This is a genomic window from Streptomyces sp. MAR4 CNX-425 (assembly GCF_048656465.1).
Taxonomy (GTDB): Bacteria; Actinomycetota; Actinomycetes; order Streptomycetales; family Streptomycetaceae; genus Streptomyces.
The window spans coordinates 988,145-1,014,134 of the sequence record NZ_JBMDLF010000002.1 but is presented as its reverse complement, the minus strand read 5'-3'; the positions used below and the strand labels follow the sequence as shown (position 1 = coordinate 1,014,134).

Here is a 25,990-nt window from a genome sequence, read left to right as displayed (position 1 = left end):
GCGGCCAGCGGGTCCTTGGCACCACCATGACGATCTTGCACTACGTCGGCGGGCCCACCGCGCTGCTCCGGCTCGGCGGGGTCCGGCTGCTGACGGACCCGACCTTCGACCCGCCCGGCGCGTACCCGGCCGGCGACGGGCGGCTGGTGAAGACCGCGGGCCCGGCGCTCACCCCGGCCGAACTCGGCCCGGTCGACGCGGTGCTGCTCTCCCACGACCAGCACCCCGACCACCTCGACCGGGCCGGGCGCGAGTGCGCCGCCGCCGCGCCGCTGGTGCTGTCCACGGCGTCGGCCGCGGAGCGGCTGGGCGGGCCGGTGCGGGCGCTGCCGGCGTGGGAGTCGTACACCGTCGGCGGCGGGGGGCGGGTCCGCGTCACCGCCGTGCCCGCGCGGCCCGGGCCGCCCGGCGGCGAGGTCACCGGCTTCGTCCTCACCGGCGAGGACCTGCCCACGGTCTACGTCAGCGGCGACAACGCCTCGCTCGACGTGGTCCGTACGATCGCCGCCCGGCTCGGCCCGGTGGACGTCGCCGTGCTCTTCGCCGGCGCCGCGCGGCTCCCGCTGCCCGGCGCCGCGCACGCCACCCTGACCAGCGAGCACGCCGCCGCGGCGGCGGCCGTGCTGGGGGCGCACGACGTGGTGCCACTGCACTTCGAGCACTGGGGGCACGTCACCCAGGGCGCCGGTTCGCTGGTCGCCGCGTTCGAGGCGGCGGGCCTCGGCCACCGGCTGCGGCTGCCGCGGCCGGGGGAGGCGGTGGAGCTGTAGGACGGGCCGTCAGCGCCGGGCGGGCGCCGGGATCTTCAGCTCCGCCAGCCGCCGGAAGGACTCCAGCCGGGCGTCCTCGTCGGGGGTGTGCAGGGAGACCAGGAGCTCGTCGGCGCCGCTCGCCGCGACCAGTTCCCCGAGGGCCCCGGCGACCTGCGCGCCGGTGCCGGACACCTGCGACTGCCGGGCCTCGTCGAGGTAGCGCGCCTCGCGTTCGGTGAGCGTACGGGCCCGTATCGCCGCCGCCTCCGCCAGCGGCGGGAACTCCCCGCGGGTGCGCGACCACACCGTCGCCCACGCCTCCGGCAGCAGCAGGTCGGCGGCCCCGGCCGGCGAGTCGGCGACGGCGGCGGCGAGCGCCACGATCACGTGCGGCGCCGCCTCCTGCGCCGAGGGCGTGAACGCCGCGCGGTAGCGCTCGACGGCCCGCAGCATCTTCTCCGGCCGCCGGCCCGCGCCGATCACCAGCGGCAGCCCGTGTGCGGCGGCGATGTCGGCGCCGCCGTCGACGGCCAGCACGTACGCCGGGATCCGCAGCCCCTCCGCCGGTACGGCGTGCACCCCCGGATACGCCGGCTGCGCCCCCTCGAACCAGCGCAGCAGCTCCGCCAGCGCCGCCCCGAAGTCCGCCGCCTCGGCCGTGCCGTGGCCGAGCGCGCGGCGGATGCCGTCGGTGAACCCCAGCGAGCGGCCGAGCCCCATGTCGATCCGGTCCGGGAACAGCGAGCCCAGCACCCCGAACTGCTCGGCGACCACCAGCGGCCGGTGGTTGGGCAGCATCACGCCCCCGGTGCCCACCCGGATCCGGGACGTCGCGGCGGCGACGGCCGCGGCCAGCACGGTCGGCGCGGAGCCGGCGACGCCGGGAACGCTGTGGTGCTCGGAGACCCAGAACCGGTGGTAGCCGAACTCCTCGGCCTCCCGCGCGAAGCGGACGGTGCGGCGCAGGGCGGCGGCCGGGTCCTGGCCGTCGTGCCGCAGGGACCGGTCGAGCACGGAGAGCGGGATGTCCATGATCCGTACAACACCGCGGACGGCTCAGGATTCCCCGGACGCCTCGCCGGCGTCGTGGACCAGCAGGGCGATCTGCACGCGGTTGTTGAGGTCCAGCTTGGTGAGGATGCGCGAGACGTGCGTCTTCACGGTGGGCACGCTCATGTACAGCTCGGCGGCGATCTCGGCGTTGGACCGCCCGCGGCCGACGGCCACGGCCACCTCCCGCTCGCGCTCGCCGAGCGCGGCGAGCCGGCGGCGGGCCCGGTCCGCGGCCCGCCCGGGGCCGTCCGGCCCGCCGCCGGGGCCGGAGACCTGGGCGATGAGCTGCCGGATGACCGCGGGCGACAGGGCGGGTTCGCCGGCGGCGACCTTGCGGACGGCCTCGACGATCTCCGCGGGCGGGGTGTCCTTGAGGACGAACCCGGCGGCGCCGGCGCGCAGGGCGCGCAGCACGTGCTCGTCGGTGTGGAACGTCGTCAGCACGAGCACCTCCGGCGGGTCGGGGCGCCGGCGCAGCGCCTCGGTCGCGGCGAGGCCGTCGAGCCGCGGCATGCGGATGTCCATGAGCACGACGTCGGGCGCGTGCGCGGCGACGAGCGCCGGCACCTCGCCGCCGTCGGCGGCCTCGCCGACGACGGCGACGTCGGGGGCCCCGCCGAGCATGAGGCGCAGCCCGGCGCGGACGAGGGGGTCGTCGTCGACGAGAAGGACGGTGACGCGGTCCGCGGGGTCGGCGGTGCGGTCGGAGGTCGGGTCGGACACGCGGCAACCCTAGCCGGGCGGGGCCGGGGGATGGTGCGAGCAGGGGGGAGCCGGGCGGGCAGGTGGAAGCCGCCGCCGTCCGGGCCGCGCCGCTTTCGGGTAGCCCGGTGCACCCTTGCCCTGCGCCGGGGATGAGGCCGCCGCAGCCGCTGCCCCGGCCGCCCGGCGGCTTCGCCGCGGGAGCGGGTGCGCGCGGGGCGCTGACGGGGCCTACTCCGTACCGGGCGGGCGGCCGCAGGGGAGCCAGGCGCGCAGGTGGAAGCCGTCGGCGTCGGCCCCGTGTGTCAGCCATCCGCCGGCCAGCGCGGCGCGTTCGGTGAGACCGATGAGCCCCTGCCCTGCGCCGGGGATGCGTCCCGCGGCGCCGTTGACCGGCCCCGGCTCGGCCTCGCGCACCGGATGACCGGCTTCAACCGGACGGCCGCAGACCGCGCCCACCCCTGGTCCGCCGGCCCCGGTCACGGGGCGGCCGCCGGCGGACGCAACCGGGCCGGTCTCGCGGACCGGGTGCCCGGAACCCGCGGTCCGGCCGCCGGCCGCGCCCGGCCCCGGCCCCCTGGCCTCCGGGACCGTACGGCCGTCCCCGGACGGACCCCGGTCGTGCCCGTCCGCCGGGTGACCGCCCGCCGCGGGCCGGCCGCCCTTCGCACCCGGTCGCCGCGCCGGGTCGCCGCCCGGCAGCGGGTTGCGCACCGACACCGTCAGCCCCGCCTCCGGGCTGCTCGTCAGCGCCACGGCGACCTCCGCGCCCGGCGCGTGTTTGCGCGCGTTCGTCAGGCCCTCCTGCACGATCCGGTACGCCGTACGCCCCGTTGCCGCCGGCACCGCCTCCGGCGCCGCGACGTCCTCGGCGTACGCGATCCGCATCCCCGCCTCTCCCGCCTCCGCCACCAGCCGCCCCACGTCCCCCAGCGTCGGCTGCGGCCGCCCGGCCCCCGCCTCCGCGCCCCCGCCCGCGCCGGAGTCCGCGCCCGCCGGCGCCCGCAGCACGCCGATCACGTCCCGCAGATCCTGCAACGCCTCGTGCGCGCTGTCCCGTATCACCCCCGCCGCGCGGGCGACCTCCGCCGCCGGGGCGCCCGGGTTGAACTCCAGCGCCCCCGCGTGCACGCTCAGCAGCGACAACCGGTGTGCCAGCACGTCGTGCATCTCCCGCGCGATCTCCTCCCGTGCCCGCCGCTGCGCCTGCTCCGCGCGCAGCGCCGCGTCCGCCTCCGCCTGCTCGGCGCGCTCGCGCAGCGAGGCGACGAGCTGGCGCCGGGAGCGCAGGAACAGACCCCACACCATCGCGGCGGCGACCAGCGCGAAGTACGCCACCCCCGCGCCGGTCCGCGGGTCCTCCGGGTCCGGGGCGGACGCGACGAACCCCACCAGCCGGGCGAAGACCAGCGCCGCGATCCAGCCGGTGATACGCGGCGGGCGGTGCGCCGCGACGGTGAAGAGCGCCACCAGCGTCGGGCCGATGTAGAAGTGGCCGAAGGAGTCGGCGGCGAGCATCGCCACCGCGAGCGGCACCGGCCAGCGGCGGCGCAGCAGCAGCGCGAGGCACGCCACGCCGGCGGCCACCGCCTCCGCGAAGAGCACGTTGTCCGAGACGCCGGCGCCGTCCTCGGGCAGCACCGAGTCGGCGGAGACCAGTGAGAAGGCCCCGGCGAAGAGGACGAGTCCGGCGTCGGCGAGCCGGTCCCGCCGGGCCGGGCCGGCGGGGCGGGGCGCGGGAGCGGTGCGGGTCTCCGGGGCGGTGCGGGGCATACCGGCCAATCTACGGCCGCTTGGCCGGTGCGGACCTTCCGCGCGGCGGGGCCGCGACCTTCGTACGACCGCGGCGGCCCGGCCGCATACTTTGGTCGCCCCGCGGCCCGCCGCCGGAGGTCAGCCCGCCTGCGCCGCGCCCCCGCGGGCCAGCTCCTCCGCCGGGTCGTTGACCGGCTGCGGGGTGCCCGTCAGGTCCATCACGTACAGGGGCAGGCGCAGCTCGTCCGCCCGGGCGCGGGCCTCGCGGGTGTAGCCGGCGAGGGCGAAGAAGACGGCGAGGGCCGAGGCGTTGAGGCCGTTGAGCCACACGCACTCGACGTCCCGGAGCGCCATCGGCGTCGTGGTCGGGTCGACGTGGGCGACCACGCCCGCGCCGCGTACGTCGACGCCGGACGCGGGCCGGTCCTCGTTCTTCACCAGGTCCGTGAAGCCCAGCCAGTGCAGGTACCGGGCCGCGGCGGTGACGGCGTCGGCGGTGTTGCGGATCGTCACCGGCCGGAACGCCGGCCGCCGCCCGTCCGCCGGCGGCGGTGAAGGCGCCGGGGCCGGTGAAGGTGCCGGGGGAGGTGGCGTTGCCGGTGGCGGCGGGGAAGCCGGGGACGCCGGGGGTGCCGGGGACGCCGGCCCCGGGCGCGGGCGGCGGACCGGCGCCGCGGCGACCGGGAGCCGTACCACCGCGCCGCAGTCGCACGCCAGCTCCGGCCGCGGCCACTCGTCGCGCCGGTGGCAGACGGGGCAGCGCAGGGTCACCCAGGAGTCCCGCCAGGTGCGGTGCCGCAGCTCGACCGGCACCCCGCCGCGCAGCAGCGGCAGCGTCAGCGGGGCGCCGCAGGCGCAGGGGAACGTGCTCGGGGTGTACGCGTGCTCGCGCCGGCAGGCCGGGCAGCGCACCGGCACGCTCTCGGGCATGGGAAGTGCTCCTGGTTCCTCGGCCGGTGGTCGGTTCCGCACTCCAGCATCCCCCACGAATCCGGCTCTTGACGCCGTCTTGTGACGCTTCTAGATTGCTTCCGTATTCCAGAATACTGATTCCATGATACGGAAAAAGGTGCCGCGATGCCTCGTATGACAGCCGCGCGCGCGGCGGTGGAGATCCTCCGGAAGGAAGGCGTGACGGTCGCCTTCGGCGTCCCCGGAGCGGCGATCAACCCGTTCTACGCGGCCCTCAAGGCCGCCGGCGGCGTCGACCACGTGCTCGCCCGGCACGTCGAGGGCGCCTCGCACATGGCCGAGGGCTACACCCGTGCCGCGCCCGGCAACATCGGCGTGTGCGTCGGCACCTCGGGTCCCGCGGGCACCGACATGATCACCGGGCTGTACTCGGCGGCCGGCGACTCCGTCCCGATCCTCTGCGTCACCGGCCAGGCCCCCACGGCCGTGCTCCACAAGGAGGACTTCCAGGCCGTCGACATCGCGGCGATCGCCGCCCCCGTCGCCAAGAAGGCCACCACCGTCCGGGAGGCCGCGCAGGTGCCCGGCGTCTTCCAGCAGGCGTTCCACCTGATGCGCTCCGGCCGCCCCGGGCCGGTGCTGGTCGACCTGCCCGTCGACGTCCAGCTCGCCGAGATCGAGTTCGACCCGGACACGTACGCGCCGCTGCCCGCCCACCGCCCCGCCGCCACCCGCGCGCAGGCCGAGAAGGCCGTCGCCATGCTGTGCGCGGCCGAGCGCCCGCTGATCGTCGCCGGCGGCGGCGTCCTCGGCGCCGACGCGAGCGATGCGCTGGTGGAGTTCGCGGAGCTGACCGGCACGCCCGTCGTGCCGACCCTGATGGGCTGGGGCGCGCTTCCCGACGACCACCCGCTGCACGCCGGCATGGCCGGGCTGCAGACCGCCCACCGCTACGGCAACGAGAACCTCCTCGCCGCCGACTTCGTCCTCGGCGTCGGCAACCGCTGGGCCAACCGCCACACCGGCTACCGGCTCGACGTCTACACCGCGGGCCGCACCTTCGTGCACGTCGACGTCGAACCCACCCAGATCGGCCGGGTCTTCGCCCCCGACTACGGCATCGCCTCCGACGCCGGCGCCGCGCTCGGCCGCTTCACCGAGGTCGCCCGCGAGCTGCGCGCCGCCGGCCGGCTGCCGGACCGCGCCGCGTGGGCCGCCGCCACCCAGGAGCGCAAGGCGACGATGCAGCGCCGGACGCACTTCGACGACGTGCCGGTGAAGCCGCAGCGGGTCTACGAGGAGATGAACAGGGCCTTCGGCCCGGACACCCGCTACGTCACGGCCATCGGCCTCTCCCAGATCGCCGGCGCCCAGCTGCTGCACGTCTACCGGCCGCGGCACTGGATCAACTGCGGCCAGGCCGGCCCGCTCGGCTGGACCGTGCCCGCCGCCCTCGGCGTCGCCACGGCCGACCCCGAGGCGCTGGTCGTGGGGCTCTCCGGGGACTACGACTTCCAGTTCCTCGTGGAGGAGCTGGCGGTCGGGGCGCAGCACCGCATCCCGTACGTGCACGTGCTCGTCAACAACTCCTACCTGGGCCTGATCCGGCAGGCGCAGCTGGGCCTCGACCTGGACTTCCAGGTCAACCTGGAGTTCGAGAACGTCAACTCGCCGGAGCTGGGCGGCTACGGCGTCGACCACGTCAAGGTCGCCGAGGGCCTGGGCTGCAAGGCGATCCGGGTCACCGAACCGGGCGGGCTGGGCGCGGCGTTCGCGGCGGCGCGGCGGCTGGCGGCGGAGCACCGGGTGCCGGTGGTGGTGGAGGTGATCCTGGAGCGGGTCACCAACATCGCCATGAGCACCACGGCGGACATCGGCGACGTCCGCGAGTGGGAGGAGCAGGCCACCGAGCCGTGGCACGCCCCCACGGCGATCCTGCCGCTGAAGAGCTGACGCGGCCGGGCGGCCGGGCGGCCGGGCCGCCGGTCGCGTACGAGCGGACGGCCCTCGCCCCGGACGGGGGGTGAGGGCCGTCCTTCGCCGTCCGCGTCCGCGTCCGGGTCAGACCTCCCGGCCCGAGAGGCGCTCCACCCCCCGCAGCAGCGCGGAGTGGTCCAGGTCCCCGTCGCCCTGGGCGCGCAGCGCGGCGACGAGCTGCGCGACGAGCGCGCCGGCCGGCAGCGCGGCGCCGACCTCGCGGGCCGCGTCGGTGACGATGCCCAGGTCCTTGTGGTGCAGGTCGACGCGGAAGCCGGGGCGGAAGTCGCGGTCGAGGAAGCTGTCCCGCTTGCGGGCCAGCACGGTGGAGCCGGCCAGGCCGCCGCCGAGCACGTCGAGGGCGGAGGGCAGGTCCACGCCCGACTTCTCCAGGAAGACCACGGCCTCGGCGCACGCCTGGATGTTGACCGCGACGATCAGCTGGTTCGCGGCCTTGACCGTCTGGCCGGCGCCGTGCGGCCCGCAGTGCACGACCGTCCGGCCCAGCGCCTCGAAGACCGGCCGGGCCCGCTCGAAGTCGGCCCGCTCGCCGCCGACCATGATGGACAGCGCCCCCTCGACGGCCCCGGCCTCGCCGCCCGAGACGGGCGCGTCGAGCACCCGGATCCCCCGCTCGGCGGCCTTCCCCGCCAGGTCCACGGAGGTCTGCGGGGTGATCGAGGACATGTCGACGAGCAGCGCGCCGGGCCGGGCGTGCGCCAGGATGCCCCCGGGGCCGTACGCGACGGCCTCGACCTCCGGTGACGCGGGGACCATCGTGATGATCACGTCCGCGCCGGCGACGGCCTCGGCGATGGACCCGGCGGCGGTGCCGCCGGCCTTCGCCAGCCGGTCCAGCTTGTCCTGCCGCCGGGTGTGGCCGGTGACCGGGAAGCCCGCCGCGATCAGGTTCTCGGCCATGGGGGAGCCCATGATGCCGAGGCCGATCCAGGCGATCGACGGGCGGTCGGCCGGGTCGGCCGGGTCGGCCGCGGAGTTCGTGGTCATGGGGTGGTGCCTCTCTCTTCGGACTCGGATCCGGGCCGGCGGGGCAGCCAGCCGAAGGACTCGGCGCTCGGCCGGTCGCCCGGCTTGTACTCCAGCCCCACGTGCCCGTCGTACCCGGCGCGCGCCAGCCGGTCCAGCAGCGCCGCCAGCGGCAGCGTGCCGGTGCCGGGGGCGCCGCGGCCGGGGTCGTCGGCGATCTGGACGTGGCCGGTGCGGCCGGTGTGGGCGTCGATGACCTGCTCCAGGTCCGCGCCGTTCCGGGACAGGTGGTAGAGGTCCATCAGGAGGCGGGCGTTGCCGGTGCCGGAGGCCGCGTCGACCCGCTCCGCGAGCGCGGCCGCGGACGGCGCGTCGAGCAGCGGGTAGTGCGGGGACTCGGCCGCGCCCAGGGCCTCGATGAGCAGGACGGCGCCGGCCCGGTCCGCGGCGCGGGCGGCGAGCGTCAGGTTCGCCAGCGCCAGCCGGTCCTGTTCGGCGGCGGGGACGCCCTCGACGCGGTTGCCGTAGAGGGCGTTGAGCGCGGTGCAGCCGGTGGCGGCGGCGAAGCCGGCGGCGACGTCGAGGTTGGCGCGGAAGCGCTCGGACTCCGTGCCGGGTACGGAGAGCGCGCCGCGGTCGGGCCCGGGCAGCCGGCCGGCGTAGAAGTTGAGCCCGGTCAGCCGGGTGCCGGCGGCGTCCAGCGCGGCGCGCAGGGCGTCGAGTTCCGCCCGGTCGGGGACGGGCGTGCCGGGCCACGGCCACCACAGCTCGACGGCGTCGAAGCCGGCCGCGGCCGCCGCGGCGGGGCGTTCGAGCAGCGGGAGCTCGGTGAAGAGGATCGAGAGGTTCACGGTGTAGCGGTGGTCGCCGAAGCCCATGAGGAGTGCGTATTCCTTCCGTAACTCGGAAGTGTGCTTCTGGATGACGGAAAGGCTGCCGGGTCGATGCGAGCGCTGTCAAGGCCCGGCGATGTCACCGACCGTGCTGCGGCGCCTATCGTGCGTGAGGATGACCTACTCGGGAAGGAGGCGCCCGGCACCCCGTGCCGTCTATGGTCCTCCCGTGCACAGCGACGGAAGCGACTCGGACGCGGCCCGGCGCCACCCGCCGCGGTGGCGCGGCGGGCCGGCGCCGCAGGACCTGCTCGCCGCCGCCGGGTTCGCCGGCCTGGCGGTGCTGGCCGCGCTCGCGCCGCTGCCCGCGCGGGCGGAGCCGCCGGGGTGGCTCGTCGCCCTCGTCGCCGCGGCCACGGCCGTCGCGCCCGCGCTGCGCCGCTTATACCCGCTGCCCGCCCTCGGTACGGGCCTCGCGGTGGCGGTGGCGGCGTGGCCGCTCGGCTGGGGCGCCGCGGGGTTCGCCGCCGTCGCGTACACGCTCTACCCGCTGGCGCTCACCCAGCCGCGCCGGGACGTGGACGCCCGCACGGTGGCCGCCGTGCTGGCCGCCGGGCCGCTGTGCCTGGCCGCCGCCGCGCTGGTCGGCGGCGTCCCCGTCCACCCCGCGGCGCCGGCCGTCGCGGTGCTGCTGCCCGCCTCCGCCTGGCTCGCCGGGCGGGTGGTACGGGACCGGCGGCTGGCCGCCGCCCGGGCCGCGGAGGAGCTGGCGCTGCGCGCGGTCGCCGGCGAACGGCTGCGGGTGGCGCGGGAGTTGCACGACGTCGTGACGCACAGCATCGGGCTGATCGCGGTCAAGGCGTCGGTGGCCAACCACGTGGCGGCCGAGCGGCCCGCCGAGGTCGCCGAGTCGCTGCGGGCCATCGAAACCCTCAGCCGCGAGGCGCTGACGGAGCTGCGCAGCATGCTGCGGCTGCTGCGCGTCGACACCGGCGCCCGCACCGACCCCTGCCCGGGCCCGCAGAGCCTCGGCCCGGCCCCGGGCGTCGCCGGCCTCGGCGCGCTCGTCGAGCGGGTGCGCGCCGCGGGCGTCGCGGTGGAGCTGAGAACCGGCGGGCTCGACGACGTGCCCGCCGGCGTGGGCCTGTCGGTCTACCGCATCGCGCAGGAGTCGCTGACGAACGTGGTCAAGCACGCCGGCGTGGCGCGCTGCCGCGTCACCGTCGAGGCGGACGGCACGGACGTACGGGTCGAGGTGACCGACGACGGCCGCGCCCCGGCCGCCCGGGACGCGGAGCCGGACGGCGGCCACGGCCTCGTCGGCATGCGCGAACGGGCCGCCATGTACGGCGGGGTGCTCGACGCGGGCCCGGCGGCCGGCGGCGGATACCGGGTCGCGGCCCGGCTGCCGTACGAGCCCGCGGCCGGAAACGGGGTCCGGTCGGTCGTGCCGGGCGGCTGAGCCCGGGAACGGACACGCACAGAAGGCGGGGGGGAAGCGATGGTGACCCGGTGGAGACCCATGCCGTAGTAAGGGAGCGCCCCGAGCCGGGCGCTCAGTCGGCGTTGCGGATACTCGCCGCACGCCTCCGCGACGACGTGCGGCCGGCGGAGGCGGCCACGCTCGCCTGCGAACTGGCGGTCGCCCACCTCGGCGCCGCCGGCGCCACCCTGCGCACCGCCGGCCGCGGCGCCGCGGACGGTTGCCGCGTCCGCGCCGGCGAGCCCGCGCCCCCGGCGGTGCGCCGGCCCCTGGTCCACCAGGGCGAGGTCTACGGGGTGTTCAGCTGCCACGCGCCGCCGCGCGGCTGCGGCCTCGACACGTACGTGGACCAACTGGCCCCGATGATCGCCGCGCTGGTGCTCCGCGAGGAGCTGCGCCACCGCGGCGAGGCCGTCGTCGCCGCCCGCGAGGCCGAGCGGCACCGGCTCCGCCGCGACCTGCACGACGGCATCGGCGGCGACCTCGCCAGCATCCGGCTGCGGCTGGAGACCGCGGCGGAGCTGCTCGCGGACGCGCCCGCCGGCCGCCGGCTCGTCGCCGACGCCGCCCGCACGGCCGCCGGCCTGGGCGCCGAGATCCGCTCGGTCATCGACGACCTGCGGCCCCCCGACCTGGCCGAGGCCGGGCTCGCCGGCGCACTCGTCCGGCTCGCCGCCCGCCACGACGGCCCCGGCACGGAGGTACGGGCCCGGGTGCCGCGCCGGCTCCGCGCGCTGCACCCGGCGGTGGAGGTCGCCGCGTACCGCATCGCCGCCGAGGGGCTGACCAACGCGCTGCGGCACGCCGCGGCCCGTACCGTCCTGCTCGGGGTCTGGACCTCGGCCACGGCGCTGCGCCTGGACATCGCCGACGACGGCGCCGGCCGCCCGCCGCGGCGCCCGGTGGGCCTGGGCATCGCGTCCATGGTGCGGCGGGCGGAGGAGGTGGGCGGCACGCTGCGGATCCTGCCGCGCACGGACCTGCCGCACGGGACGCTGGTGCGCGCGGTGCTGCCGGGAGGGCAGGCGTGAGCGCGGTGCGGGTGTACGTGGTCGACGACCACCCGGTGTTCCGGGACGGGGTGCGGGTGGCGCTGGAGCACGTGCCGGACCTGGAGATCGCGGGGGAGTCGGGGGCGGGGGAGGAGGCGCTGACGGCGCTGGCGGAGCCGGACGTGCGGGTCGACGTGGTGCTGATGGACCTGCACCTGCCGGGCTGCTCGGGGGTGGAGGCGACGCGGCAGCTGAACTCCCCGTGCCGGGGCGGCTCGGCGCCGCCGCGGGTGCTGGTGATGTCGGCGTCGGTGGAGGACGACGCGGTGGTCGCGGCGCTGCGCGCCGGGGCGTACGGGTATCTGGACAAGGGGGCGTCGCGGGCGGAGCTGCTGGGCGCGGTGCGGTGCGTGGCGGCGGGGGGCGCGGTGTTCAGCCCGGCGGTGGCGGAGCGGCTGAGCCGCTACTTCTCGGCGCTGCACACGGTCCCGGCGGGACGGGCGTTTCCGCAGCTGACGCAGCGGGAGCGGGAGGTGCTGGACCTGATCGCGCGGAGTTACAACAACCGGCGGATCGCGCGGGAGCTGGTGTTGTCGGAGAAGACCGTGCGGAATCACATCTCGAACATCTTCGCGAAGCTGGGGGTGCAGGACCGGATAGCGGCGATGCTGCGGGCGCGGGAGGCGGGGCTGGGGGAGTGAGCGGCCTGTGGACCGGGCTCCCGTCCGGCGGGGTGGGGGAGGGGGTTGACTTGGGGGTGCAGGACCGGATAGCGGCGATGCTGCGGGCGCGGGAGGCGGGGCTGGGCGAGTGAGCGGCCCGCGGATCCGGCGCCCGCCCCGGCGGGTCAGCGGCGGGCGGGGGTCACCAGGCCGGTCTCGTACGCGGTGATGACCAGCTGGATGCGGTCGCGGGCGTCCAGCTTCGTCAGCAGATGGCTCACGTGCGACTTCACCGTCGGCAGGCTCAGCCCCAGCCGGTCGGCGATCTCCCCGTTCGCCAGCCCCCGCGCCACCAGCACCAGCACCTCCTGCTCCCGCACCGTCACCCGCGTCAGATCCCGCGGCAGGTCCGGCAGCGGCTCCGGCAGCCGCCTGAAGTGCCGGATCAGCCGCTGCGTCACCGACGGCGCCAGCAGCGCCTGCCCGCGGGCCACCACGCGGATCGCGCGCAGCAGCTCCGCCGGCGGGGTGTCCTTGAGCAGGAAGCCGCTCGCGCCGGCGCGCAGCGCCCCGTAGACGTACTCGTCGAGGTCGAACATCGTCACGATCAGCACCCGCACCCCGGCCGTCGCCGGGGACCCGCAGATCCGCCGGGTCGCCTCGATCCCGTCGACCTCCGGCATCCGTACGTCCATCAGCACCACGTCCGGCAGCTCCGCCGCCGCCTGCGCGACCGCCTCCGCCCCGGTCGCCGCCTCGCCCACGACGCTCAGCCCGGGTGCCGTCTCGACCAGCACCCGGAAGCTCCCGCGCAGGAGCGCCTGGTCGTCGGCGACCACGACTCGGATCGACATGTGCACCCGCCCCGTCCCCGGCCCCTCCGGGCGTGACGATACCCGGCGGTGCGTCACCGGCCCGTCACGGGGGGTGCAACTCCGGCCAGGGGTGGGCCCCTTCCCCCGCCACGCGAACCGGGGGAAGGGGCCCGTACGGCCGCGAGTCCCGCGGGCCGCACGCCGTTTCGGACCGGCGTACGGTGCCGCGGCCGGCCGGGGCACGGGCGGGAGCCGGCGTGAGGCCCAGTCACGCCGCTCGCCACCGCCCGTCGCCCGGCGGCCTCTCGCGACCGCGCGGCCCGGTGCCGACCGCCGGGCCGTCTCTCCCGGCGCCCCGCTCCTCCCATGCGGGACGCCGGACCGCCGACACGTCCGCCGTACGGGCGGGACGTGCGCGGCGTGCTTGCGCAGCCTCCGGGTGGTCAGCCCGGCAGGTGCTCCTCGATGTCGTAGACCTGCGCCCAGGTGACGTCCGGCACGGCGGCGGGCCGGAAGGCGTTGGCGCGCGAGCCGAGCTGCACCCGCGCGGTGTGCGGCAGCCGCAGCGCCTCGTACCGGCGCAGCGCCTGGGCCGGGGTGGGGGCGGTGGTCAGGTGGTGGGCCAGGGCCACCGCGTCCTCCAGGCACTGGCTGACGCCCTGGCCGTGGTACGGCAGCATCGGGTGCGCGGCGTCGCCGAGGAGGGTGACGCGGCCGCTGCCCCACCGCTTCAGCGGGGCGTGGTCGTACGGCGTCCAGGACCGTACGGCGCCCGCCGCGGCCGTGATCGCCTTGACGTCAGGCGCCCAGCCGCCGAACTCCGCCGCCAGCGCCGCCGGCCGCCCGCGCCCCGGCGGCTGCCGGGCCCTGCGCCCCCAGGACGGCACCACGGCGACGAAGCCGAGCTGCTCGCCCCGCGACACCGGCGCGCCGACCAGGCGGGACTCGGGGCCCAGCCACACCGTGACCCGGTCGCGGGGCAGCTCCGGGACGTCGTCGGACTGGAGCGCGCCGCTGTAGGCGGTGGTGCCGTGGTAGACCCGGCGCGGCGTGCCGATCAGCCGGGAGCGTACGAGCGAACGCACCCCGTCGGCGCCGACCAGCACGTCCGCCGTCGCGCTGCCGCCGTCCGCGAACTCCAGCTCGACGCCGTCCGCGGACTGCGTGAAGCCGCTCAGCCGGCGGCCCAGCCGGATGCGCTCCTGCGGCAGCCGGGCGAGGAGCAGGTCGTACAGCTCGTCGGTGAGCAGCGTGCAGTACGGGGCGCCGTAGGCGCCCGGGCCCGGTCTGCCGAGCGGCTGCCGCCAGGCCAGCGCGCCGTCGCTCCACTCGCGGAACTCCATCGCGACCGGCTGCACGGCGAGCGCCAGCAGCTGTGCGCCCAGGCCCCAGCGCTGGAGGATGCGGCTGCCGTTGGGCGCGAGGTGCAGCGCCGTCTCGTCCTCCGGCAGCCGGGGGCGCTGCTCGTAGACCGCGACCTCCAGACCCGCCCGGACGAGCGCCGCCGCGGCGGCGAGCCCGCCGAGTCCGGCGCCCGAGACGGCCACCCGCAGGGGTCGTGCCATGTGTCACCTCCCGGAATCACGCGGCTACGCTAGGCAACCCGCTGTCCCGGGCACCTGGGAGCGGCGCCCCGGCGGCGCCCGGCCGGGTCCGGCCGCCCGGCCCGCGTGCGTATGCTGCTCGGATGCGACTCAGGGTGGAGTTCACGACCGAGCCGTTCGATCTGGAGGAGCCGCCGCCGCACGCGGTGGCGGCCCGGGATCTGGTGGAGTCGGCGGGTCTCGACGCCGTGGACGTGGGCCCGTTCGGCAACAGCGCGGAGGGCGGCGCGGAGGTCGTGCTCGACGCCGTGGACGAACTGCTGCGCAGGTCGCTGGCGTCGGGGGCGACCCGCATCTCGCTCCAGGTGAGCGTCGTTCCGGACGCGTCGGCCGGGCCGGGGGAGGGTCCCGCATGACGGCGGAGCCCGCGGACCACCCGTTCGTCGCCGCGGTCCGGCCGCTGGTGGACGCCATGGGCGGGGAGCTGCTCGCGCCGGAGGCGGCGGAGGGCGACGACGTCGTGCTGTCCTGGGAGGGGCGCGAGGTGCTGGCGGTGCGGCTGCCGCATCTGGCGGACTCGCTGGACCACATGCTCGCGGAGCTGGAGCGCCGGCACGGGGTGCCGCTGGCGCGGCTCGACCGCCGGACGAAGCAGCAGGTCGTACGGATACTGGAGACCCGCGGCGCGTTCTCCGTACGGCACGGGGTGGAGACGGTCGCCGGCGCGCTGGGCGTCAGCCGGTTCACCATCTACAACTACCTCAACCGGGAGGCCCGGGGAGGGACGCCGCCCGCGGCCGGCTGAGGCATAAATTCAACAAACTGTTGACGCAGTGCTTCGCGGCTCATAGCTTGCGGCTGTGACTTCCCGCGTTCCGCCGGGCCTGGCCCGGCTCAACTCCGCCGGTGAGCAGGACGCCCGGGCGCTGCTGCGCGAGGTGTGCGCGGCCGCCGGCTGGGTCGCGGCCGTCGCCGCCGGCCGGCCGTACGCGGACGCCGCGCGGCTCTACGCCGCCGCCGACGCCGCCCTCGCCGCGCTCGACGACGCCGGGCTGGCCGAGGCGATGGCGGGGCACCCGCCCATCGGCCGGCCGAAGCCGGGCGACCCCGCCTCGGCGCGCGAGCAGCGCGGCATGGCGGGCGCCCCGGAGGCGCTCCGGGCGGAGGTGCTGGAGCTGAACCTCGCGTACCAGGAGCGCTTCGGGCACGTCTTCCTGATCTGCGCGACCGGCCTCGGCGCCGTGGAGCTGCGGGACGCGTTGCGCGAGCGGATCGGCAACGCGCCGGAGCGGGAACGGCGGCTCGCGCGCGGCGAGCTGGGCAAGATCAACCGTATCCGGCTGACCCGCCTCGTCGAAGCACAGACGCCGAACGAAGGAGCCCGACCATGAGCGCCGGCGCCACGTCCGTCTCCACGCACATCCTGGACACCAGCCTGGGCCGCCCCGCGGCCGGGGTCGCCGTCGAGCTCTCCGTCGGCGGCGGCGACGACGGCAGCGGCGACGGTGCCGTCGGCTGGAGACCCCACGGCACCTCCGCCACCGACGCCGACGGCCGCGTCCGCGACCTCCCGGCGCTGCCGGTGGGCACCACCCGCGCGCGGCTGGTCTTCGCCACCGGCCCGTACCTCGGCGGCGGCGCGTTCTTCCCGGAGGTGGCCGTCGACTTCGCCGTCCGCCCCGGGGAGCACTACCACGTGCCGCTGCTGCTCACCCCGTTCGGCTATTCCGTCTACCGAGGGAGCTAGCAGATGGCAGACCGCCCCCGCGCCGCGGTGCTCGGCCGGAACCAGTACGGCAAGGCCGAGACCCGCGTCCTGAAGGTCACCCGCGAAGGCGCCGTCCACCACGTCCGCGACCTCAACGTCTCCGTCGCCCTCTCCGGCGACATGGACGAGGTCCACTACTCCGGCGCCAACTCCCACGTGCTCCCGACCGACACCACCAAGAACACGGTCTACGCCTTCGCCCGCGAGCACGGCATCGAGTCCCCCGAGGCGTTCGCCGTCCACCTGGCCCGGCACTTCACGGACAGCCAGGAGGCCATCCACCGCGCCCGCGTCCGCGTCGAGGAGTACGCCTGGGAGCGCATCGACGCCCCGCATCCCGCCGGCGCCCGCCACTCCTTCGTACGCCGCGGGCGCGAGACCCGCGTCGCGCAGGTCACCTGCGACGGCGCGGGCTTCGAGGTGGTGAGCGGGCTGAAGGACCTCGTCGTCATGAACACCACCGACTCGGAGTTCTGGGGGTACGCGAAGGACGCGTACACCACCCTCAAGGAGGACTACGACCGCATCCTCGCCACCGAGGTCTCCGCCCGGTGGCGCCACGGCTGGACCGGCGCGGCCGGCGCGGCGCCGCCGGCCTGGGACACGTCGTACGAGCAGGCCGTGACGCACCTGCTCGCCGCCTTCGCCGACACCTACTCGCTCTCGCTCCAGCAGACCCTCTACGCGATGGGCGCGCGGGTCGTGGAACACCGCCCGGAGATCGAGGAGATCCGCTTCTCCCTCCCCAACAAGCACCACTTCCGCGTCGACCTGGAGCCCTTCGGGCTGATGAACGCGGCCTCCGACGGCGCCGTCTACTTCGCCGCGGACCGCCCGTACGGCCTCATCGAGGCGACCGTCCTGCGCGACGGCGCGGACGCCCGGATCCCCGACGACCTGACCCGTCTCTGACCGCCCGGCCCGCGCCGGGAGGTCCGGAAAGCCGAGGAACCCATGGCAGCACGGCGCACCGTCATCGAGAACTGCGCGATCGCCACCGTCGACGCGGACGGCACGGAGTACGCCTCCGGGCACGTCGTCGTCGCGGACGGCCGGATCGAGGCGGTGGGCCCGGGCGCGGCGCCGGCCGCGCCCGGCGGCGCCGCGCGCAGGATCGACGCCACCGGCCACCTGGCCACCCCCGGACTGGTCAACACCCACCACCACTGCTATCAGTGGCTCACCCGCGGCCTCGCCCAGGACGCCAACCTCTTCGACTGGCTCGTCGCCCTCTACCCCGTCTGGGCGCGCATCGACGAGCCGATGTGCCACGCGGCGGCGCAGGGCTCGCTGGCGACGCTCGCCCGCGGCGGCGTCACCACCGCGGCCGACCACCACTACGTCTACCCGCGCGGCGCCGGCGACCTGTCCGGCGCCGTCGTCGGCGCCGCCCGCGAGACGGGCGTCCGTTTCACCCTCGCGCGCGGCTCCATGGACCTCGGCGAGCGGGACGGCGGTCTGCCGCCGGACTTCGCGGTCGAGACGCTGGAGGGTGCGCTGGCGGGCACGGAGGCGGCGATCGACGCGCACCACGACCCCTCGTACGACGCGATGGTGCAGGTCGCGGCGGCACCCTGCTCGCCGTTCTCCATCTCCACCGAACTGCTGCGCGAGGGCGCGGAGCTCGGCCGCCGCAAGGGCGTGCGGCTGCACACGCACGGCAGCGAGACGGTGGAGGAGGAGAAGTTCTGCCACGAGCGGTTCGGCATGGGGCCGACCGCGTACTTCGAGTCCACCGGCTGGCTCGGCGACGACGTGTGGATGGCGCACTGCGTGCACATGTCGGACACGGACATCGCCGCCTTCGGCCGGACCGGCACGGGCGTGGCCCACTGCCCGTCGTCCAACGCCCGCCTGGGCGCGGGCATCGCCCGCGTCCCGGACATGCTGGCGGCGGGGGTCCCGGTGGGCCTGGGCGTCGACGGCGCGGCGTCGAACGAGTCCGGCGAGCTGCACACGGAGCTGCGCAACGCGCTGCTGGTGAACCGGCTGGGCCCGCACCGGGAGAAGGCGCTGACGGCGCGTCAGGCGCTGCGGCTGGGCACGTACGGGGGCGCGCAGGTCCTCGGGCGCGCGGACGCGATCGGCTCGCTGGAGCCGGGCAAGCTGGCGGACCTGGTGCTGTGGCGGCTGGACGGCCTGGGCCACGCGTCGATCGCGGACCCGGTGGCGGCGCTGGTGCTGGGGGCGCCGGCGCCGGTGACGCTGTCGCTGGTGGGCGGGGAGCCGGTGGTGGAGGAGGGCCGGCTGGTGACGGTGGACGAGGAGGCGGTGGCGCGGGCGACGCGGGAGCAGGCCCGGCGGCTGGCACGGCTGGCGGCCGGGGGCTGAGCCCGGCGCCAGGCCGGGGCAGGGACGGGGGCGGGTCTCCCGGCCGGGGGGACGGCCCCGGCCGGGTCCGCCTCACAGCTCCGGGATCCGGCCCCCGTACCGCGTGAAGTTGCGCCGGTTCGCCTCGTCGCCGCCCGGTACGTTCGCGCTCACCCACCGCGGCAGCTCCACCCCCCGCGCCGCCGCCCGCTCGTCCAGCTCCGCCAGCAGCAGCGCCCACACATACGCCCCCAGCACCGTCGACACCGCCGCCGTGCGCGGCTCCTTCGGCGGGTGCACCACGTCGCCCGGCGGCACACACGTGTCCAGCACCACCGTCGCGTGGTCCGCCAGCCGCGTGCTCGACCGCGCCGTCGCGCTCGCCGACGCCGGCATCGACGTCACCGCGACCACCGGCACCCCCCGCGCCATGCACTCCTGCGCGATCTCCACCGGATACGGGTTCCGGCCGCTGGTGGAGAAGACCACCACCACGTCGTCAGGACCCGGCTTCACCCGCTCCACCATCGCCCGCCCCGACCCCGGCCGCCGCTCCGCCGCCGTGCTGGCGGTCGCGCCGTTCAGCGGCAGGATCTCCGGGTCCCACACGGGCCGTACGCAGGCCAGGCCGCCCGCCCGGTAGAACGTCTCGCAGACCATCGCCAGCGAGTGCCCGGCCCCGGCGGCGTACACCAGGCCGCCCGCCGCGACGGCGTCCAGGATCAGCGTGGCCGCGTCCGCGACCGCCGCCCCGGAGGTCCGGTCGAGGTCGTCGAGCAGGCCGCGGAAGCGGCCGGCCACCGCGGCCCGCGCGGCACCGGTGCCGCCGGGCGGCCGGGAGTCGTACTCGGTCGTGTCGTCCGTCATGGCAGCATGCGACCACGTACGGCCCCCGCTCCGCCAGAGGGTCCCCGCGCCCGCCCGGCGCCCCGCCGCCTCAGTCCAGCAGCTCGTACGCGGGCAGCGTCAGGAAGTCCGCGTAGTCCGTGTCCAGTGACACCCGCAGCAGCAGGTCGTGCGCCTGCTGCCAGCGGCCCGCCGCGAACGCCTCCGCCCCGGCCTCCGCGCGGATGCTCGCCAGCTCCTCCGCCGCGATCCGCCGCACCAGCTCCGCCGTCACCCGCTCGCCGTCGTCGAAGACGACCCCCGCGTTGATCCACTGCCAGATCTGGGAGCGGGAGATCTCGGCGGTGGCGGCGTCCTCCATGAGGTTGAAGATGGCCACCGCGCCCAGGCCGCGCAGCCACGCCTCGATGTAGCGGATGCCCACCCGCACGGCGTTGACCAGGCCCGGGTACGTCGGCTTCGCGTCCAGCGAGTCGACGGCGGTCAGGTCGGCGGCGGCCACCGACACGTCCTCGCGCAGCCGGTCCTTCTGGTGCGGCCGGGCGCCGAGCACGGCGTCGAAGGACTCCTGCGCGATCGGCACCAGGTCCGGGTGCGCGACCCAGGAGCCGTCGAAGCCGTCGCGCGCCTCGCGGTCCTTGTCGGCCTTGACCTTCTCGAACGCGACCTTGTTGACCTCGGCGTCGCGCCGGGAGGGGATGAAGGCCGCCATGCCGCCGATCGCGTGCGCGCCGCGCTTGTGGCAGGTGCGGACGAGCAGTTCGGTGTACGCGCGCATGAACGGCGCCGTCATGGTGACGGCGTTGCGGTCGGGCAGGACGAACTTCTCGCCGCCGTCGCGGAAGTTCTTCACGATCGAGAAGAGGTAGTCCCAGCGGCCGGCGTTGAGGCCGGAGGCGTGGTCGCGCAGCTCGTAGAGGATCTCGTCCATCTCGTACGCGGCGGTGATGGTCTCGATCAGGACGGTGGCCCGCACCGTGCCCTGCGGAATGCCGAGGTGGTCCTGGGCGAAGACGAACACGTCGTTCCAGAGGCGCGCTTCGAGGTGCGACTCGGTCTTGGGCAGGTAGAAGTACGGGCCCTTGCCCAGGTCGAGCAGCCGCCGCGCGTTGTGGAAGAAGTACAGCCCGAAGTCGACCAGCGCGCCCGGCATGGGGAGACCCTCGACGGTGAGGTGGCGCTCGTCGAGGTGCCAGCCGCGCGGCCGGGTGACGACCGTGGCCAGTTCGGCGGCCGGCTTCAGGGCGTAGGACTTGCCGGAGGCCGGGTCGGTGAAGTCGATGCGGCGCTCGTAGGCGTCGATCAGGTTGGCCTGCCCGCCGATGACGTTCGCCCAGGTGGGCGCGGAGGCGTCCTCGAAGTCGGCGAGCCAGACCTTCGCGCCGGAGTTGAGGGCGTTGATCGTCATCTTGCGGTCGGTGGGGCCGGTGATCTCCACCCGGCGGTCCTCCAGCGCGGGCGGGGCGGGCGCGACGCGCCAGGAGTCGTCGGCGCGGACGCCGGCGGTCTCGGGGAGGAAGTCGAGGGCGGGGGTGCGCGCGAGGGCGGCGCGGCGCTCCGCGCGGCGGGCGAGCAGCTCGTCGCGGCGCGGGGTGAACCGGCGGTGCAGCTCGGCGAGGAAGTCGAGGGCGGCGGCGGTGAGGACCTCGTCCTGGCGGGGCGCGGGCTCGGCGGCGGCGACGACTGCGGACATGGCTGTCACTCCTTGGCGGCACGGGGTGCCGGGCGCAGCGAACGTGGCGGGGCGGCCGGAAACCGGTTCCGAACCCTTCTGGCCTGTGGAGAATAGTTTCCTTATCTCGGAAGTTCAACGGTCTGTTGATGTCGAGAGGCTTTCGGTACGGGCCCGGTGGCGCTCAGTGCCAGCCGGGCCGCGGCGCGTCGAGCAGCGGCAGGTCCGCGGGGGTGTCCACGTCGTCGGGCGCGGCCACGTCGCCGCACTCCACCAGCGTCAGCGCGCCGCGGCGCGCCGCGTCCGCCAGCACGTCGCGGGCGCCCCGGTCGCCGGCGGCGCGCGCCGCGACCTCCGGCCAGCGGCGGCGGCCCAGCAGCACGGGATGGCCGCGGACGCCGTCGTACGTGGCCGCCGCCAGCTCGGCGCCGCGCTCCCGGTGCGCGGCCGCCAGCCGGGCGACCGCGGCGGGGCCGATCCCCGGCTGGTCGACGAGCAGCACCACCGCCGCGGCGGCCGGCGTCGGCTCCAGCGAGGCCAGCCCGGCGCGCAGCGACGAGCCCATACCGGACTCCCAGCCCGGGTTCGACACCGGTACGCAGCCGGGCAGCCGGGCCCCGGCCCGTACCGCCTCCTCCGCCGCGCCCAGCACCACGTGCACCGGCGCGCACCCCGCCGCGCGCAGCGCCCCGGCCGCCCGCTCCACCAGCGGCCGCCCGCCCGGCCCGGCCGGGAGCAGCGCCTTCGCCCGCCCGCCGAGCCGCCGGCCCCCGCCGGCGGCGAGCAGGAGCCCGGCGACGGGAGAATCGGCGGTGCCGATCTTCCTGTTCATCTGAATTTCCCGTTCCGAGTGGCGTTCTGACGCATTGTTGGCTTTACTGTCTCGGCATCGCCCGGGGGGACGCGGCGTCCTCGGGGCGCCGGCGGCAGCGGGCGGGCAGGGGGAGGACTGCCGATGGGAAACGATCGTAGGGGCCGGAGCACGGTGACGGTGCAGGCCGAGGCGGGCGCGCGCGACGGGCGCGACGCGCGCGCGGGCGAGGCCCGTGAGGCGCGCGCGCCCGGGAGGCCCGCGGAGCACGGGCCCGAGGCGGGCGAGGCGCGCGCCTCCGGGACCCCCGACCCGCGGGTCACGGCGCTCGCGGCGGCCGTGGCCCGGCTGCGCGGCGACCTCGCCGCCCACCCCGCCCACCCCAGCGACCGCGCCCCCGCCGAGGAGGCGCTGACCGAGCTGGCCGCCATGGCGGCGGCCGGCGCGCCGGACGTGGCGCGGCTGCACCGGGCGCTGCTGGTGGTCGCGGGCGCGGTGGGGTCGGTGAGCGCGGTGGCCCCGGCGGTGGCGGAGGTCCGCGACGTGATCGAGCTGTTCGGCAGCGCCCCCCGCCGGTAGCCGGCGGGCCGTCACTCCCTGTCCGTCAGCGCCGCCGAAAGGTCCCGGGCCACCTCCCGCAGCACCGGCACGATCCGCTCCGTCGCCTCCTCCGTCACCCGCCCCGCCGGGCCGGAGATCGACACGGCCGCCGCCGTCGGCGCCTCCGGCACCGCGACCGCGAGGCACCGCACGCCCATCTCCTGCTCGTTGTCGTCCACCGCGTACCCGTCCGCGCGGACGGCGGCCAGCGCCGCCAGAAACGCGTCCGGCGAGGTGATCGTCTTCGCCGTCGCCGCCGGCATCCCGGTGCGGGCCAGCAGGGCCCGTACCGCGTCGTCCGGCAGCTGCGCCAGCAGCGCCTTGCCCACCCCCGTCGAGTGCGGCAGCACCCGCCGGCCGACCTCCGTGAACATCCGCATCGAGTGCCGCGACGGCACCTGCGCGACGTAGACCGCCTCGTCGCCGTCGAGCAGCGCCATGTTCGCCGTCTCGCCCGTCTCCTCCACCAGCCGCGCCAGCTGCGGCCGTGCCCAGATGCCCAGCAGCCGCGACGCGCTCTCGCCGAGCCGGATGAGCCGGGGGCCGAGCGCGTAGCGGCGGTTGGGCTGCTGGCGTACGTACCCGGTGGCGACCAGGGTGCGCATCAGGCGGTGGATGGTCGGCAGCGGCAGGCCGCTGGTGCCGGCCAGCTCGCTCAGCCCCACCTCGCCGCCCGCGTCGGCCATCCGTTCCAGCAGGTCGAAGGCGCGTTCGAGCGACTGGACGCCGCCGGCGGGCGGCCTGGGCTCTGCGGTGCTGCGCGGCACGTGGGTGGTTCCTTCCGTACGGGTGCGACCCGCAGCTTAACGGCCCGGAATCCGGCTTTCAGCATGTGGAAACCCGCGGAACCGGCGGAAACCCCCGGATCGCCCGCCGGGCCGCCCTTGACGTGGGCGGTCACCCGCGGCGACAGTGCAATTCAACAGAACGTTGAAGTTGCGGCCCCGTCGAGAGGAGACCGGATGCCGGACGCCGATCTGGTGCTGCGCTCACGCCGCGTCGTCACCCCCGAAGGGGAGCGGCCCGCCGCCGTCGCGATCGCCGGGGGACGCATCGCCGCCGTGCTGCCGTACGGGACCGCCCCGCCGCCCGGCGCCCGCGCCGAGGACCACGGCGACCACGCGCTGCTGCCCGGGCTCGTGGACACCCACGTCCACGTCAACGACCCCGGCCGCACCGCCTGGGAGGGCTTCGCCACCGCCACCCGCGCCGCCGCCGCCGGCGGCGTCACCACCCTGGTCGACATGCCGCTCAACAGCCTGCCGCCCACCACCACCGCCCGGGCCCTGGCCGTCAAGCAGGCCGTGGCCCGGCCCCGCGCCCACGTCGACGTCGGGTTCTGGGGCGGGGCGGTCCCCGGCAACGCCGCGGACCTCGAACCGCTGTACGCCGCCGGCGTCTTCGGCTTCAAGTGCTTCCTCTCCCCGTCCGGCGTCGAGGAGTTCCCGCCCCTCGCCGGTGCCGAGCTGGAGCGGGCCGCCACCGAGACCGCCCGCCTGGGCGCGCTGCTCCTCGTGCACGCCGAGGACCCCGGCGTGCTCGACGGCGCCCCGCCGCCGCCCGGCCGCGACTACGCCGGCTTCCTCGCCTCCCGCCCGCGCACCGCCGAGAACCGGGCCGTCGAGCGCGTCGTCGCGCTCGCCGCGCGGCACGGCACCCGCGTCCACGTCCTCCACCTCTCCTCCGCCGACGCGCTGCCCGCCCTGGCCGCCGCCCGCCGCGCCGGGCTGCCCGTCACCGCCGAGACCTGCCCGCACTTCCTCACCCTGACCGCGGAGGAGATCCCGGACGGCGCCACCGAGTTCAAGTGCTGCCCGCCCATCCGCGAGGCCGGCAACCGGGACCTGCTGTGGGCCGGCCTCGCCGACGGCACCGTCGACTGCGTGGTCTCCGACCACTCCCCGGCCACCGCCGACCTGAAGACCGGCGACTTCGCGACCGCCTGGGGCGGCATCTCCTCCCTCCAGCTCGGCCTGCCCGCCGTGTGGACCGAGGCGCGCCGCCGCGGCCACGGGCTCGCCGACGTCGCCCGCTGGATGGCCGCCGGCCCCGCCCGGCTCGCCGGGCTCCCCGCCAAGGGCGCCGTCGAGCCCGGCCGCGACGCCGACTTCGCCGTCCTCGACCCGGACGCGGCGTTCACCGTCGACCCGGCGGCGCTCCAGCACCGGAACCCGGTCACGGCGTACGCGGGCCGCAGGCTGTACGGCGTCGTCACGGCCACGTACCTGCGCGGCCGCCGCGTGTACCGGCACGGCGTCCACACCGAACCCCGCGGCCGGCTCCTCGGCCGCACCGACGACCGGCACGAAAGGCGGCAGCAGGCATGACCGCGGAGATCCCCCGCTTCACCGGCGCCGCCGCCCCGTATCGCGGCGGCGACCCCTACGCCGACTACCGCGCCGCCGACCTCCCCTTCGCCGGCCTTCCCGACCTCGCCGACCGGCGCCTCGGCGGCGCGGTCGTCGCCGCGAACGACGAGTTCTTCGCCCCCCGCGAGAACCTGCTGCGGCCGGAGCGCGCCGAGTTCGACCCGGCGGCGTTCGGGCACAAGGGCAAGGTCATGGACGGCTGGGAGACCAGGCGCCGCCGCGGCCCCGGCGCCGCCGCCCCGCACCCGGCCGCGGGCGACCACGACTGGGCGCTGGTACGCCTCGGCGCCCCCGGCGTCGTCCGCGGCGTCGTCGTCGACACCGCCCACTTCCGCGGCAACCACCCGGAGTCCGTGAGCGTCGAGGGCGCGGAGGTCCCGGGCACGCCGTCCCCGCACGCGCTGCTCGCCGCCGGGGTGGAGTGGACCGAGCTGGTGCCCCGCACTGCGGTCGGCGGGCACGCGGCCAACGGCTTCGCGGTGGCCGGCGGGCGGCGCCTCACCCACCTGCGCCTGCGCCAGCACCCGGACGGCGGCATCGCCCGCCTCCGCGTCCACGGCGAGGTCGTCCCGGACCCGGCGTGGCTGGCGGCGCTGGGCACCTTCGACCTGGTCGCGCTGGAGCACGGCGGCCGCGTCGAGGACGCCTCGGACCGCTTCTACTCCCCGCCGCTCAACACCATCCGGCCGGGCCGCTCGCGGCGGATGGACGACGGCTGGGAGACCCGGCGCCGCCGGGACGACGGCCACGACTGGATCCGCTACGCGCTGGCCGGGCGCGGCGAGGTCCGGGCGGTGGAGATCGACACGGCGTATCTGAAGGGCAACGCGGCGGGCTGGGCGGCGGTGTCCGTACGGGACGGGGCGGACGGCGGGTGGACGGAGGTGCTGCCGCGCACGCGGCTGCAGCCGGACACCAACCACCGCTTCGTGCTGCCCGCGCCGGCGGTGGGCACGCACGCGCGTATCGACATCCACCCGGACGGCGGGATAGCGCGGCTGCGCCTGCACGGCAGCCTGGTGCCGGCGCCGCCGGGCTGAGGCCCGGCCCGTGCCGCGGTCGCGGACCTGCGGTTGCGGACCTGCGGTTGCGGACCTGCGGTTGCGGACCTGCGGTTGCGGACCTGCGGTTGCGGACCTGCGGTTGC

26 protein-coding genes are annotated in these 25,990 nt (G+C 76.7%); 14 read left to right on the top strand and 12 right to left on the bottom strand.

The features are described 5' to 3' along the window. Positions 1-26: 26 nt before the first annotated feature. The gene (locus ACHZ99_RS09580; protein ID WP_420303980.1) at positions 27-770 is read left to right on the top strand and encodes an MBL fold metallo-hydrolase; all 744 of its coding nucleotides are present in this window, start codon (positions 27-29) and stop codon (positions 768-770) included. A 9-nt stretch (positions 771-779) separates the two neighbouring features. On the opposite strand, the gene ACHZ99_RS09575 is transcribed toward ACHZ99_RS09580, so the two are convergent. From ACHZ99_RS09575 to ACHZ99_RS09560, 4 genes are all read right to left on the bottom strand, one after another. Continuing rightward, complete coding sequence (locus ACHZ99_RS09575) at positions 780-1,784, bottom strand: MsnO8 family LLM class oxidoreductase (protein ID WP_420303979.1); 1,005 nt, start codon at positions 1,782-1,784, stop codon at positions 780-782. A 24-nt stretch (positions 1,785-1,808) separates the two neighbouring features. Continuing rightward, entirely contained in the window at positions 1,809-2,528 is a 720-nt protein-coding gene (locus ACHZ99_RS09570; protein ID WP_420303978.1) for a response regulator transcription factor, read from the bottom strand. 210 nt (positions 2,529-2,738) lie between these two features. Then, on the bottom strand, positions 2,739-4,280 hold the full coding sequence (locus ACHZ99_RS09565) for a sensor histidine kinase (protein WP_420303977.1): 1,542 nt from the start codon (positions 4,278-4,280) through the stop codon (positions 2,739-2,741). Between the two features lie 120 nt (positions 4,281-4,400). Then, positions 4,401-5,192, bottom strand: a complete 792-nt coding sequence (locus ACHZ99_RS09560; protein WP_420303976.1) for a hypothetical protein — start codon at positions 5,190-5,192, stop codon at positions 4,401-4,403. A gap of 147 nt (positions 5,193-5,339) precedes the next feature. On the opposite strand from ACHZ99_RS09560, the gene gcl reads away from it, so the two are divergent. Continuing rightward, positions 5,340-7,127 carry a glyoxylate carboligase gene (gene gcl / locus ACHZ99_RS09555; protein ID WP_420303975.1) on the top strand — a complete coding sequence of 596 codons (1,788 nt, stop codon included), beginning with the start codon at positions 5,340-5,342 and terminating at the stop codon, positions 7,125-7,127. A 108-nt stretch (positions 7,128-7,235) separates the two neighbouring features. Here gcl and ACHZ99_RS09550 read toward each other — a convergent pair whose 3' ends face one another. Then, positions 7,236-8,159, bottom strand: coding sequence for a 2-hydroxy-3-oxopropionate reductase (locus ACHZ99_RS09550; RefSeq protein WP_420303974.1), 924 nt, complete (start codon positions 8,157-8,159; stop codon positions 7,236-7,238). Beyond that, entirely contained in the window at positions 8,156-9,016 is an 861-nt protein-coding gene (locus tag ACHZ99_RS09545) for a TIM barrel protein (RefSeq protein ID WP_420303973.1), read from the bottom strand. Before ACHZ99_RS09545 ends, ACHZ99_RS09550 begins: the two co-directional genes overlap by 4 nt. A gap of 184 nt (positions 9,017-9,200) precedes the next feature. Between ACHZ99_RS09545 and ACHZ99_RS09540 the strand changes: the two genes are divergently transcribed. From ACHZ99_RS09540 to ACHZ99_RS09530, 3 genes are all read left to right on the top strand, one after another. Then, complete coding sequence (locus tag ACHZ99_RS09540) at positions 9,201-10,433, top strand: sensor histidine kinase (protein WP_420303972.1); 1,233 nt, start codon at positions 9,201-9,203, stop codon at positions 10,431-10,433. A 104-nt stretch (positions 10,434-10,537) separates the two neighbouring features. Next, a complete protein-coding gene (locus tag ACHZ99_RS09535) occupies positions 10,538-11,485 on the top strand; it encodes a sensor histidine kinase (RefSeq protein ID WP_420303971.1) in 948 nt (315 codons plus the stop codon). Continuing rightward, on the top strand, positions 11,482-12,147 hold the full coding sequence (locus ACHZ99_RS09530; protein ID WP_420303970.1) for a response regulator: 666 nt from the start codon (positions 11,482-11,484) through the stop codon (positions 12,145-12,147). Before ACHZ99_RS09535 ends, ACHZ99_RS09530 begins: the two co-directional genes overlap by 4 nt. A 146-nt stretch (positions 12,148-12,293) precedes the next feature. On the opposite strand, the gene ACHZ99_RS09525 is transcribed toward ACHZ99_RS09530, so the two are convergent. Both ACHZ99_RS09525 and ACHZ99_RS09520 read right to left on the bottom strand, forming a co-directional pair. Next, on the bottom strand, positions 12,294-12,962 hold the full coding sequence (locus tag ACHZ99_RS09525; protein WP_420303969.1) for a response regulator: 669 nt from the start codon (positions 12,960-12,962) through the stop codon (positions 12,294-12,296). Positions 12,963-13,366: 404 nt separating this feature from the next. Then, positions 13,367-14,488, bottom strand: coding sequence for an FAD-dependent monooxygenase (locus ACHZ99_RS09520; RefSeq protein WP_420303968.1), 1,122 nt, complete (start codon positions 14,486-14,488; stop codon positions 13,367-13,369). Positions 14,489-14,610: 122 nt separating this feature from the next. Between ACHZ99_RS09520 and ACHZ99_RS09515 the strand changes: the two genes are divergently transcribed. The 6 genes from ACHZ99_RS09515 to ACHZ99_RS09490 are packed head-to-tail and all read left to right on the top strand — an operon-like array spanning position 14,611 to position 18,566. Further along, on the top strand, positions 14,611-14,883 hold the full coding sequence (locus ACHZ99_RS09515; protein ID WP_420303967.1) for a hypothetical protein: 273 nt from the start codon (positions 14,611-14,613) through the stop codon (positions 14,881-14,883). After that, on the top strand, positions 14,880-15,272 hold the full coding sequence (locus ACHZ99_RS09510) for a helix-turn-helix domain-containing protein (protein ID WP_420303966.1): 393 nt from the start codon (positions 14,880-14,882) through the stop codon (positions 15,270-15,272). Before ACHZ99_RS09515 ends, ACHZ99_RS09510 begins: the two co-directional genes overlap by 4 nt. A 55-nt stretch (positions 15,273-15,327) precedes the next feature. Then, positions 15,328-15,858, top strand: a complete 531-nt coding sequence (gene uraD / locus ACHZ99_RS09505) for a 2-oxo-4-hydroxy-4-carboxy-5-ureidoimidazoline decarboxylase (RefSeq protein ID WP_420303965.1) — start codon at positions 15,328-15,330, stop codon at positions 15,856-15,858. Next, on the top strand, positions 15,855-16,214 hold the full coding sequence (gene uraH / locus ACHZ99_RS09500; RefSeq protein ID WP_420303964.1) for a hydroxyisourate hydrolase: 360 nt from the start codon (positions 15,855-15,857) through the stop codon (positions 16,212-16,214). Before uraD ends, uraH begins: the two co-directional genes overlap by 4 nt. 3 nt (positions 16,215-16,217) lie before the next feature. After that, entirely contained in the window at positions 16,218-17,147 is a 930-nt protein-coding gene (gene pucL / locus ACHZ99_RS09495) for a factor-independent urate hydroxylase (RefSeq protein WP_420303963.1), read from the top strand. Positions 17,148-17,189: 42 nt separating this feature from the next. Then, a complete protein-coding gene (locus ACHZ99_RS09490; protein WP_420303962.1) occupies positions 17,190-18,566 on the top strand; it encodes an 8-oxoguanine deaminase in 1,377 nt (458 codons plus the stop codon). A gap of 72 nt (positions 18,567-18,638) precedes the next feature. Here the strand turns inward: ACHZ99_RS09490 and ACHZ99_RS09485 are convergent, their stop codons facing one another. The 3 genes from ACHZ99_RS09485 to ACHZ99_RS09475 all read right to left on the bottom strand — a co-directional run bounded on the left by ACHZ99_RS09485 (position 18,639) and on the right by ACHZ99_RS09475 (position 21,895). Further along, positions 18,639-19,412, bottom strand: coding sequence for an SIS domain-containing protein (locus ACHZ99_RS09485; protein ID WP_420303961.1), 774 nt, complete (start codon positions 19,410-19,412; stop codon positions 18,639-18,641). 70 nt (positions 19,413-19,482) lie between these two features. Next, complete coding sequence (aceB, locus tag ACHZ99_RS09480; protein WP_420303960.1) at positions 19,483-21,084, bottom strand: malate synthase A; 1,602 nt, start codon at positions 21,082-21,084, stop codon at positions 19,483-19,485. A gap of 163 nt (positions 21,085-21,247) precedes the next feature. Beyond that, on the bottom strand, positions 21,248-21,895 hold the full coding sequence (locus ACHZ99_RS09475; protein ID WP_420303959.1) for a nucleotidyltransferase family protein: 648 nt from the start codon (positions 21,893-21,895) through the stop codon (positions 21,248-21,250). A 123-nt stretch (positions 21,896-22,018) separates the two neighbouring features. Here ACHZ99_RS09475 and ACHZ99_RS09470 point away from each other — a divergent pair, with 123 nt between their 5' ends. Further along, positions 22,019-22,453, top strand: a complete 435-nt coding sequence (locus ACHZ99_RS09470) for a DUF5955 family protein (RefSeq protein ID WP_420303958.1) — start codon at positions 22,019-22,021, stop codon at positions 22,451-22,453. Positions 22,454-22,464: 11 nt separating this feature from the next. Here ACHZ99_RS09470 and ACHZ99_RS09465 read toward each other — a convergent pair whose 3' ends face one another. Then, a complete protein-coding gene (locus tag ACHZ99_RS09465; protein WP_420303957.1) occupies positions 22,465-23,241 on the bottom strand; it encodes an IclR family transcriptional regulator in 777 nt (258 codons plus the stop codon). A 195-nt stretch (positions 23,242-23,436) separates the two neighbouring features. Between ACHZ99_RS09465 and allB the strand changes: the two genes are divergently transcribed. Both allB and alc read left to right on the top strand, forming a co-directional pair. After that, the gene (allB, locus tag ACHZ99_RS09460) at positions 23,437-24,801 is read left to right on the top strand and encodes an allantoinase AllB (protein WP_420303956.1); all 1,365 of its coding nucleotides are present in this window, start codon (positions 23,437-23,439) and stop codon (positions 24,799-24,801) included. After that, the gene (gene alc / locus ACHZ99_RS09455) at positions 24,798-25,883 is read left to right on the top strand and encodes an allantoicase (protein WP_420303955.1); all 1,086 of its coding nucleotides are present in this window, start codon (positions 24,798-24,800) and stop codon (positions 25,881-25,883) included. Before allB ends, alc begins: the two co-directional genes overlap by 4 nt. Positions 25,884-25,990: the final 107 nt, after the last annotated feature.

Excerpts from the sequence above, each read along its gene's own strand:
- allB (WP_420303956.1), top strand. The coding sequence starts at position 23,437 with ATGCCGGACGCCGATCTGGTGCTGCGCTCACGCCGCGTCGTCACCCCC.
- ACHZ99_RS09510 (WP_420303966.1), top strand. The coding sequence starts at position 14,880 with ATGACGGCGGAGCCCGCGGACCACCCGTTCGTCGCCGCGGTCCGGCCG.
- ACHZ99_RS09515 (WP_420303967.1), top strand. The coding sequence starts at position 14,611 with ATGCGACTCAGGGTGGAGTTCACGACCGAGCCGTTCGATCTGGAGGAG.
- ACHZ99_RS09560 (WP_420303976.1), bottom strand. The coding sequence starts at position 5,192 with ATGCCCGAGAGCGTGCCGGTGCGCTGCCCGGCCTGCCGGCGCGAGCAC.
- ACHZ99_RS09550 (WP_420303974.1), bottom strand. The coding sequence starts at position 8,159 with ATGACCACGAACTCCGCGGCCGACCCGGCCGACCCGGCCGACCGCCCG.
- ACHZ99_RS09485 (WP_420303961.1), bottom strand. The coding sequence starts at position 19,412 with ATGACGGACGACACGACCGAGTACGACTCCCGGCCGCCCGGCGGCACC.
- ACHZ99_RS09520 (WP_420303968.1), bottom strand. The coding sequence starts at position 14,488 with ATGGCACGACCCCTGCGGGTGGCCGTCTCGGGCGCCGGACTCGGCGGG.
- ACHZ99_RS09490 (WP_420303962.1), top strand. The coding sequence starts at position 17,190 with ATGGCAGCACGGCGCACCGTCATCGAGAACTGCGCGATCGCCACCGTC.
- ACHZ99_RS09475 (WP_420303959.1), bottom strand. The coding sequence starts at position 21,895 with ATGAACAGGAAGATCGGCACCGCCGATTCTCCCGTCGCCGGGCTCCTG.
- ACHZ99_RS09545 (WP_420303973.1), bottom strand. The coding sequence starts at position 9,016 with ATGGGCTTCGGCGACCACCGCTACACCGTGAACCTCTCGATCCTCTTC.
- uraH (WP_420303964.1), top strand. The coding sequence starts at position 15,855 with ATGAGCGCCGGCGCCACGTCCGTCTCCACGCACATCCTGGACACCAGC.
- ACHZ99_RS09565 (WP_420303977.1), bottom strand. The coding sequence starts at position 4,280 with ATGCCCCGCACCGCCCCGGAGACCCGCACCGCTCCCGCGCCCCGCCCC.
- ACHZ99_RS09575 (WP_420303979.1), bottom strand. The coding sequence starts at position 1,784 with ATGGACATCCCGCTCTCCGTGCTCGACCGGTCCCTGCGGCACGACGGC.
- alc (WP_420303955.1), top strand. The coding sequence starts at position 24,798 with ATGACCGCGGAGATCCCCCGCTTCACCGGCGCCGCCGCCCCGTATCGC.
- aceB (WP_420303960.1), bottom strand. The coding sequence starts at position 21,084 with ATGTCCGCAGTCGTCGCCGCCGCCGAGCCCGCGCCCCGCCAGGACGAG.
- ACHZ99_RS09580 (WP_420303980.1), top strand. The coding sequence starts at position 27 with ATGACGATCTTGCACTACGTCGGCGGGCCCACCGCGCTGCTCCGGCTC.
- gcl (WP_420303975.1), top strand. The coding sequence starts at position 5,340 with ATGCCTCGTATGACAGCCGCGCGCGCGGCGGTGGAGATCCTCCGGAAG.
- pucL (WP_420303963.1), top strand. The coding sequence starts at position 16,218 with ATGGCAGACCGCCCCCGCGCCGCGGTGCTCGGCCGGAACCAGTACGGC.
- ACHZ99_RS09525 (WP_420303969.1), bottom strand. The coding sequence starts at position 12,962 with ATGTCGATCCGAGTCGTGGTCGCCGACGACCAGGCGCTCCTGCGCGGG.
- ACHZ99_RS09470 (WP_420303958.1), top strand. The coding sequence starts at position 22,019 with ATGGGAAACGATCGTAGGGGCCGGAGCACGGTGACGGTGCAGGCCGAG.